Raw genomic sequence first — 9,340 nt, forward strand, 5'->3', positions numbered from 1 at the left:
GTGTTTCAACATGTAATTTTTAAAATATATATGTTATAATAAAGCATAAATTATAATTAAATTAAGTAACTTTATACCATTAGTAGAGTATAAAATTATTTTATATAAATGGAGGAATTAAAAATGTCAAGTATAGCACAAAGAGCTGAATTACAATCGCAAATTTGGAAGATAGCAAATGATGTTCGTGGTTCAATAGATGGATGGGATTTTAAGCAATATGTTTTAGGAACGTTATTTTATAGATTTATTAGTGAAAACTTCTCTAACTATATTGAAGCTGGAGATGATAGTTTTAAATATGCAGATTTAAGTGATGATGTTATAACAGATGAAATTAAAGAGGATGCAATAAAAACAAAAGGATATTTTATATATCCAAGTGAACTATTCGTTAATATTGCTAAAGATGCAAATACTAACGAAAGTTTAAATACTGATTTAGCTACAATATTTTCAGCTATTGAAAGTTCTGCAAATGGTTATCCTTCTGAGTCAGATATAAAAGGATTATTTGCTGACTTTGATACTACAAGCAATAGATTAGGAAATACAGTTAAAGATAAAAATAGTCGTTTAGCTGCTGTTATTAAAGGGGTTGAAGGACTTAATTTTGGAGATTTTGAAGATAATCATATAGATCTATTTGGTGATGCATATGAGTTTTTAATTTCTAATTATGCTGCTAATGCTGGCAAATCTGGTGGAGAGTTTTTTACACCTCAAAGTGTATCTAAACTTATCGCAAAATTAGCAACACATAATCAAGAAACAATTAATAAAATTTATGACCCTGCTGCTGGATCAGGTTCGCTATTACTACAAGCTAAAAAACAATTTGATGATCATGTTATTGAAGATGGTTTTTATGGACAAGAAATTAATCATACAACATATAACCTTGCACGTATGAATATGTTTTTACATAATGTAAATTATGATAAATTTGATATTAAATTAGGAAATACACTTACAGATCCAGAATTTGGAGATGAAAAACCATTTGATGCGATTGTATCAAATCCTCCGTATTCAGTTAATTGGATTGGTAGTGATGACCCAACTCTTATCAATGATGAACGTTTTGCTCCTGCTGGAGTATTAGCACCAAAATCTAAAGCAGACTTTGCTTTTGTACTTCATTGTTTAAATTATCTTTCAAGTAAAGGTCGTGCTGCTATAGTTTGTTTCCCGGGAATATTCTATCGTGGTGGAGCAGAGCAGAAAATTAGAAAGTATCTAATTGAGAATAACTTTGTTGAAACAGTTATATCGTTGGCACCGAACCTTTTCTTTGGTACTTCAATAGCTGTTAATATACTAATTCTTTCTAAACATAAAGCTGATTCTAAAACTCAATTTATAGATGCTAGTGGAGAGGAGTTCTTCAAGAAAGAAACAAATAATAACATCTTAACAGAGGAGCATATTCAAAAAATATTAAGAATATTTGATACTAAAGAGGATATTGATCATGTTTCAAAATCTGTTGATAATTCTAAAATAGCTGAAGAGAATTATAATCTTTCTGTAAATACTTATGTAGAAGCTAAAGATACAAGAGAAATTATAGATATAAAGGAACTAAATGCCAAGATAAAAGCAACGGTAAGCAATATAGATAGACTTCGTATTGAAATAGATAAGATAGTTGCAGAGATTGAGGTGGAATAAAGTATGATTTTAGATAATAAACTTAATATTACTAATCAAGTGGAACTTTCAAAAGTTGAAGAGAAAATTAGTAAGCAAAAAGTTAAGCAACTATTTGATTCTGGAGATATAAATAAAGTTAAGGTAGGAACATTTGAAGGGCTTCAATATATACATAGATACTTATTTGAAGATATATATGAGTTTGCTGGAAAGGTTAGAGAGGTAAATATAGCTAAAGGAAATTTTCGTTTTGCACCATTAATGTATCTTAAACCCTCTTTAGAATATATAGACAAGATGCCACAAACTACATTTGATGAGATTATTGAGAAATATGTTGAGATGAACATTGCTCACCCTTTTCGTGAAGGAAATGGGAGATCAACTCGTATATGGCTTGACCTTATATTAAAAGAAAATATCAAGGTAGTAATTGATTGGAATTTAGTTGATAAAGATGAATATCTATCATCTATGGAGAGAAGTGTAGTTAAAGATATTGAGATTAAGCATCTTTTAAAACAAGCTCTTACTACTGAAATCAATGACCGTAATATATTTATGAAAGGTATTGATGTAAGTTACTACTATGAAGGTTATAGTGAATACAACACAGAGGAGGTCTAAGATGAGTAAGTTAGAGCAGTTAATAAATGAATTATGCCCTAATGGGGTGGAATATATAAAGTTAGGTGGTATATGTAATATACAAACAGGAAAACTAAATGCAAATGCTATGGTTGAAGATGGAATATACCCATTTTTTACTTGTGATAAAGAGCCTTATAAAATTAATGACTATGCTTTTGATACAGAAGCTATTTTAATTTCAGGAAATGGAAGTCAAGTAGGGCATATAAATTATTATAATGGTAAATTTAATGCTTATCAAAGAACATATGTATTAAGTAATTTCCAAAAATATAAAATAGGATTTATTTTACATTTTCTAAAAGGAGCACTGCGTAATTATATATTGATTAATTCAAGAAAAGGGTCAATTCCATATATAACATTACCAATGTTACAAAATTTCCAAATCCCCCTACCTCCATTACCAGTACAAGAGGAGATTGTGCGTATTTTAGATAGTTTTACAGAGCTTACAACAGAGCTTACAACAGAGCTTACAATGAGAAAGCAGCAGTATGAATATTATAGAGATAGTTTACTTACTTTTGGAGAAGAGGTTGAGTGGAAGAAAATTTCAGATGTTCTTAAAATAAAAAATGGAAAAGATTACAAACAATTTAAGGAAGGTAATATTCCAGTTTATGGTTCTGGAGGAATAATGACATATATAGATACCTTTGTTTTAGATAAGCCATCAGTATTAATTCCAAGAAAAGGATCTATAGACAAATTGTATTATGTAGAAAATCCATTTTGGACAGTTGATACAATTTTCTATACAGAAATATATACAGATATTGTAATTCCAAAATTTGTTTTTTATTATCTCCAAAAAGAACATCTTGAGCAATATAATATTGCTGGTGGAGTTCCAAGTTTAACTCAAGGAGTGTTAAATAAAATTTCTTTCCCTATCCCTTCTCTTGAAGAGCAACAACGTATCGTTGATATATTAGATAGATTTGATACTCTTGTAAATGATATTAAAGAAGGCTTACCAGCAGAGATAGAAGCACGTCAAAAGCAATATGAATATTATAGAGATAAACTACTTACATTTAAAAAATTGGAGAAATAGTATAGTTTTTGATAATAAATAAAGTGAGGTGAAAAAAGATGGTTAAGAAAAAGTTACCAGTTGGAATAGATAATTTCAAAGAGATAATAGAAAATAACTATTATTTTGTGGATAAGTCAAAAATGATAGATGAGTTACTTAACAAAAAATCTAAAGTTACACTACTACCTAGGCCAAGAAGATTTGGAAAAACTTTAAATATGTCGATGCTTAACTATTTCTTTAATATAGAAGACAAAGAAGCTAATAGAAATTTATTTAATGGGCTAGATATTTCAAATACAGACAAAATGATGTATCAAGGCGAATACCCAGTTATATATATCAGCTTAAAAGATATAAAAGTTAGTAATTGGGTAGAGTGTTTTGAAGAGATAAAAAAATTGCTAAAAGATATATTTAATACAAAAAGATACATCAGAGAAAAATTAGATGAGAGTGAAAAAATAGATTTTGATAGGATAGAGTTTTTAAATGAAACGGGAGATTTTGTGGGAGCATTAAAAAATCTCTCTAAATACCTTTTTAAATTTTATGGAAAAAAGGTAATCATTTTAATAGATGAATATGATACCCCTTTAGTAACTGCTCACTCTCAAGGCTATTATGATGACGCTATATTTTTCTTTCGTAATTTTCTAAGTGCAGCTCTAAAAGGCAATCCATATTTAGAGTTTTCAGTTCTTACTGGTATATTAAGAGTAGCAAAAGAAAGTATATTTTCAGGACTTAATAATCTTACTGTATCTACAATCTTAGATAGTGATTTTAACTATTTCGGTTTAACAACAGAGGAAGTAGAGGAAGCTTTAAAATACTATGGATTGGATTATGAATTAGAAGATGTTAAAAGATGGTATAACGGATATACATTTGGAGGTAAACTTGTATATAACCCTTGGTCATTGATTAATTTTATGAATAAAAATGTACTAGGAGCTTACTGGATAAATACAAGTGATAACGCTTTGATTAAACAGTTATTAGATAAAAATGATAAAAAAGTATTTGAAGAGTTGGAGATGATATTTAAAGGAGAGGTAATTTGGGAAACTATCTCAGAAAATATAATCTTTGATGATTTAAATAATACAAACACTATTTGGTCTTTAATGTTATTCTCAGGATATTTAACATATGAAAAAATGAGAATATCTCCGATAACCGAGCTTAAATCATACTCTTTAAAAATACCTAATGTAGAGATTAAAAGCTTCTTTAGACAAAGTTTTATAGAGAGTTATACAAAAGGGGACGTTCATTTTTATGGAACTATGATGGAGGATTTATTTTTAGGTGAATTAAATTCATTTGTAAATAAATTTAAGAGAATGTATCTATCAGCAGTGAGTTATCACGATGCTGGAGATAGCGAGAAGTATTATCATCATTTTATGCTTGGACTTCTTTTAACGCTAGGTGATAAATATATAATAACTTCTAATAGAGAGAGTGGTTATGGAAGATATGATATCGCTTTAGAGCCTAAAGATAAGAAGAACTTTGGACTAATTTTTGAGTTTAAAATAGGGGATAAAAATAGTATTGGAGAAAAAGCAAAAGAGGCTTTAGCTCAAATAGATGAGAAAAAATATGATATATCTATGAAAAATAATGGGGTATCAAAGGTAATAAAAATAGGAATGGCTTTTAGTGGAAAAGATGTTGCTATTGAAAGTGAAATCAACTAAAACAAAGGGGAATTTATGGCTGACTATAAACCAATTACAGAAACTAATAATTTTATAGTTTTAGATAAATATGACAAAATAGCTCAACAAGGTGTAAGTTATCAAACTGAAGCTCAATTAGAAGCTGAACTTATAAAAGATTTACAAAATCAAGGTTATGAATACTTACCTAAGCTTATTAATACAAAAGAGATGTTAAAAAATATTAGAATACAACTAGAAACTCTTAATGAAATCAAATTTCTAGACTCTGAATGGAAAAGATTTTGTGAGGAGTATTTAGATAAACCGAGTGATAACTATATAGATAAAACTCGTAAAATTCATGATGATTATATTTATGATTTTACCTTTGATGATGGTCGAATTAAAAATATTTACCTTGTTGATAAGAAAAATATGAGTAGAAATAAATTGCAGGTTATTTCACAGTTTGAACAAAAAGGAACTCAAAGTAATCGTTATGATGTAACAATTTTAGTTAATGGATTACCTTTAATTCAAGTGGAACTAAAGAAACGTGGAATTGCTATTCGTGAAGCATTTAATCAGGTTAATAGATATACTAAAGAGAGCTTTAATGCTGATAACTCTTTATTTAAATATCTTCAGATTTGTGTAATTTCAAATGGTACAGATACAAGATACTTTGCTAATACTACAAAGAGAGATAAAAATAGTTTTGACTTTACTATGAACTGGGCAAAATCTGATAACACTCTGATTAGAGATTTAAAAGATTTTACAGCAACGTTTTTTCAAAAGAATACGCTATTAGATATACTACTACATTATTCAGTTTTTGATGTAAATAATACATTATTAATTATGAGACCTTACCAGATAGCTGCAACTGAAAGAATCTTATGGAAGATAAAAAGTTCATACGAAGCTAAGAAATGGAAAACTCTTGAAAGTGGTGGGTATATTTGGCATACGACAGGATCGGGAAAAACTTTAACAAGTTTTAAAGCGGCACGTTTAGCAACAGAATTAGATTTTATAGATAAAGTATTCTTTGTTGTAGATAGAAAAGATTTAGATTACCAGACAATGAAAGAGTATCAACGTTTTTCTCCGGATAGTGTTAATGGATCTGAAAATACTGCTGGACTTAAAAGAAACATTGAGAAAGATGATAATAAAATTATTGTAACTACTATTCAGAAGTTAAATAATTTAATAAAAACTGAAGCAGATTTACCAATTTATAATAAACAGGTTGTCTTTATTTTTGATGAAGCTCATCGTTCGCAGTTTGGTGAAGCTCAAAAGAATATTGCTAAGAAGTTTAAGAAGTACTATCAGTTTGGATTTACTGGAACACCAATATTTCCTGAAAATGCTTTAGGTTCTGAAACTACTGCAAGTGTATTTGGTACTGAGTTACATTCATATGTTATTACAGATGCAATTAGAGATGAGAAGGTTCTTAAATTTAAAGTTGATTATAATGATGTACGTCCTAAGTTTAAATCTGTTGAAATGGAGCAAGATGAAGAAAAATTAAGTTCAGCAGAAGCAAAGGCAGCATTTTTACATCCTGAAAGAATCAAAGAGATTTCTCAATATATTCTTAATAACTTTAAAGTTAAAACTCACCGTATATATAATGCTGAAAAAGGATTTAATGCAATGCTTACTGTAAGTAGTGTAGATGCAGCAAAACTTTATTATGAAACATTGAAGAATCTACAAAAGGATAGTAAAAAGCCTTTAAAGATAGCAACTATATTCTCTTTTGCAGCTAATGAAGAGCAAAACTCAATAGGAGAGATTCTTGATGAAACTTTTGAACCTTCTGCAATGAATCAAAGTGCAAAGGAATTTTTAAGCTCTGCTATTAATGATTATAATACAATGTTTAAAACAAATTTTGGAATTGAAAGTAGAGAATTTCAAAATTATTATCGTGATCTTGCTAATAGAGTAAGAAAGCAAGAGATTGATCTAATAATTGTAGTTGGAATGTTTTTAACAGGCTTTGATGCACCAACATTAAATACTCTGTTTGTAGATAAAAATTTACGTTATCATGGATTAATACAGGCATTTTCAAGAACAAATCGTATCTATGATTCCACAAAGACTTTTGGAAACATTGTTACTTTTAGAGATTTAGAACAGGCTACAATAGATGCTATAACTCTATTTGGTGATAAAAATACAAAGAATGTAGTTCTTGAAAAAAGTTATAAAGAATATATGGAAGGATTTACTGATATTAGTACAGGTGTAGTACGTCGTGGTTATATAGAAGTAGTTAGAGAGTTAAACTCTCGTTTCCCTAATGTTGATGATATAGTTACTGAAAGAGATAAAAAGGATTTTGCTAAACTCTTTGGTGAATATTTAAGAGTTGAGAACATATTACAAAATTATGATGAGTTTACAAGATTAAAAGCTTTACAATCTCTTGATATGGAAGATTTAAATGCTGTTGAAGAGTTCAAAGCTACGTATTATGTAAGTGATGAAGATATCGCTGCTATGCAGAAAATAGAGATGCCTAAAGAGAGAATGGTTCAAGATTATCGTTCTACATACAATGATATTCGTGAATGGCTACGTCGTGAAAAGAAGCATGGAGTTGAAGAGGATTCTGTGCTTGAATGGGATGAGGTTGTTTTTGAAATAGATCTTTTAAAATCACAAGAGATAAACTTAGATTATATCCTTGAATTAATTTTTGATAAGCATAAGAAGGTAAAGGATAAAGATGTATTAATTGGAGATGTACGTCGTTTAATTAGGTCAAGTACAGGAAATCGTGCAAAAGAAAGTCTAATAGTTGATTTTATCAACAGCACAGATTTAGATGCGTATGATGATAAAGCAAGTATTATAGATGCCTTTTTCTCATTCGCTCAAATAGAGCAAGTGAAAGAAGCTGAGGAGTTGATAGCAGAAGAGAAGCTTAATGTTGATGCAGCTAAAAGATATATAATGACATCCTTAAAGAAAGAACATGCAAGTAATAATGGAACAGAGCTAAATGAAATCATTCCTAAGATGAGTCCTCTTAACCCTAATTACTTGACTAAAAAAAGTACTGTATTCCAGAAAATATCAGCTTTTGTAGAGAAGTTTAAAGGAATTGGTGGAAGAGTATAAATTAGTTGAAATAAACCAAAAGAGGGTAACAAGTTTAGTTATCCTCTTTTTTTGGTGCATTATTTAGACTGTACCACAGATAATACAGTAAAATTTATATAAAATATATCTCATTTCCACTGTTTTTCTTGCTTTTTCTAGGTGTGTATTGTATCATAAATTTAAAATGTTTTTAATAATACAAAACTATATAAAAATAAGATTGAGATATAATATTTCAATCTTTTTAATTTTAAATAGAAAATTTTTACAAACCTAATTTAGCTTTTAAGCTACTTTCTAAAATAGCAGAAACATTAATCTTATTTTTCTTAGCTAAATCATTAAGCCATTTAGGTAGCGTTACATTTCTCCTAACACATTTATTATTTTCATCATCTCTAATAGGAGTCATAAAAACTTCAATTAACTGAACAAATTCTGTTGAATCTACTTTTATATTTTGAGGTTTACTTGGATTAGGAAGATCTAATCCTCTAGATTCTAAAGAATATAAATATAATCCTAAACAATCTTTAGCCATAAATAAAGCTTCTTCTAAGCTATCACCACATGTAAATGCTCCAGGTAAATCTGGAAAAGAAATATTAAATCCTTCATCCTCTTGCTGAAAAATTGCTGGATAAATATATCTATCTTTTTTCATTTTCATCACCTCTAAATTATATTAATATATAAGGTCAGCGGGATTATTTTAATCCCGCAGCCTTCAAGATAGAAAGATACGTACCTTTTTTCATATCTTTTCTAGGATGAGGAACTACTATAGTTACACTTCCTTTATAAAAAATATGATGAGAACCATTAATTCTATCTAAAATCCAACCATTATTTTTTAATAGTTGAATGAGGTCTTTTGAGTTATATGACATGTCTATTCACCTCATACAACATTATACACATTTGTGGTGTGTATGTCAAAGTTATTTTCATAATTAAAAAGCTGTATCATAACTATTGATTTTAGAGGGAGCCTGTCAGGTTTTCTTTCGATAACAACGGTAGAAACTTAAAAGTTATTATCTAACTTAATAGAATTAATACTTTTTAGTATAATATTTTAATTAATTTAGAGTATATGTATCCAATAGAAAAGTCTTACAATAAACTTTTATAAGTTAAAAAACCAACTATTGTTAAATTAGTTGGCTTTTTTTGAGTTAATAGT

Annotated in this window: 7 protein-coding genes; 5 read left to right on the top strand and 2 right to left on the bottom strand. The window is 28.6% G+C overall.

Features of this window, described 5'->3' with window-relative positions; genetic code table 11:
• The first annotated feature begins 123 nt into the window (after positions 1–123).
• The 5 genes from ACMOUI_RS09155 to ACMOUI_RS09175 are packed head-to-tail and all read left to right on the top strand — an operon-like array spanning position 124 to position 8,172.
• Entirely contained in the window at positions 124–1,674 is a 1,551-nt protein-coding gene (locus ACMOUI_RS09155; RefSeq protein ID WP_418965395.1) for a type I restriction-modification system subunit M, read from the top strand.
• 3 nt (positions 1,675–1,677) lie between these two features.
• Positions 1,678–2,283 (top strand): protein adenylyltransferase Fic, encoded by a 606-nt coding sequence (fic, locus tag ACMOUI_RS09160; protein ID WP_418965396.1) that lies wholly within the window; start codon positions 1,678–1,680, stop codon positions 2,281–2,283.
• A 1-nt stretch (position 2,284) separates the two neighbouring features.
• Positions 2,285–3,367, top strand: coding sequence for a restriction endonuclease subunit S (locus ACMOUI_RS09165; protein ID WP_418965397.1), 1,083 nt, complete (start codon positions 2,285–2,287; stop codon positions 3,365–3,367).
• Positions 3,368–3,405: 38 nt separating this feature from the next.
• On the top strand, positions 3,406–5,058 hold the full coding sequence (locus tag ACMOUI_RS09170; RefSeq protein WP_418965398.1) for an AAA family ATPase: 1,653 nt from the start codon (positions 3,406–3,408) through the stop codon (positions 5,056–5,058).
• 15 nt (positions 5,059–5,073) lie between these two features.
• Positions 5,074–8,172: an HsdR family type I site-specific deoxyribonuclease gene (locus ACMOUI_RS09175; RefSeq protein WP_418965399.1), complete on the top strand. Its 3,099-nt coding sequence runs from the start codon at positions 5,074–5,076 to the stop codon at positions 8,170–8,172.
• A 247-nt stretch (positions 8,173–8,419) separates the two neighbouring features.
• Here ACMOUI_RS09175 and ACMOUI_RS09180 read toward each other — a convergent pair whose 3' ends face one another.
• Positions 8,420–8,818: a type II toxin-antitoxin system HicB family antitoxin gene (locus tag ACMOUI_RS09180; RefSeq protein WP_047395166.1), complete on the bottom strand. Its 399-nt coding sequence runs from the start codon at positions 8,816–8,818 to the stop codon at positions 8,420–8,422.
• A 43-nt stretch (positions 8,819–8,861) separates the two neighbouring features.
• On the bottom strand, positions 8,862–9,044 hold the full coding sequence (locus ACMOUI_RS09185; RefSeq protein WP_047395169.1) for a type II toxin-antitoxin system HicA family toxin: 183 nt from the start codon (positions 9,042–9,044) through the stop codon (positions 8,862–8,864).
• Between the last annotated feature and the right edge of the window lie 296 nt (positions 9,045–9,340).

The sequence above is a fragment of the Cetobacterium sp. genome, assembly GCF_048470075.1.
Lineage (GTDB): Bacteria > Fusobacteriota > Fusobacteriia > Fusobacteriales > Fusobacteriaceae > Cetobacterium_A.

What these genes read in the sequence shown, in the direction of transcription:
- ACMOUI_RS09185 (WP_047395169.1), bottom strand. Translation starts at nt 9,044, where the DNA reads ATGTCATATAACTCAAAAGACCTCATTCAACTATTAAAAAATAATGGT.
- fic (WP_418965396.1), top strand. Translation starts at nt 1,678, where the DNA reads ATGATTTTAGATAATAAACTTAATATTACTAATCAAGTGGAACTTTCA.
- ACMOUI_RS09155 (WP_418965395.1), top strand. Translation starts at nt 124, where the DNA reads ATGTCAAGTATAGCACAAAGAGCTGAATTACAATCGCAAATTTGGAAG.
- ACMOUI_RS09175 (WP_418965399.1), top strand. Translation starts at nt 5,074, where the DNA reads ATGGCTGACTATAAACCAATTACAGAAACTAATAATTTTATAGTTTTA.
- ACMOUI_RS09170 (WP_418965398.1), top strand. Translation starts at nt 3,406, where the DNA reads ATGGTTAAGAAAAAGTTACCAGTTGGAATAGATAATTTCAAAGAGATA.
- ACMOUI_RS09165 (WP_418965397.1), top strand. Translation starts at nt 2,285, where the DNA reads ATGAGTAAGTTAGAGCAGTTAATAAATGAATTATGCCCTAATGGGGTG.
- ACMOUI_RS09180 (WP_047395166.1), bottom strand. Translation starts at nt 8,818, where the DNA reads ATGAAAAAAGATAGATATATTTATCCAGCAATTTTTCAGCAAGAGGAT.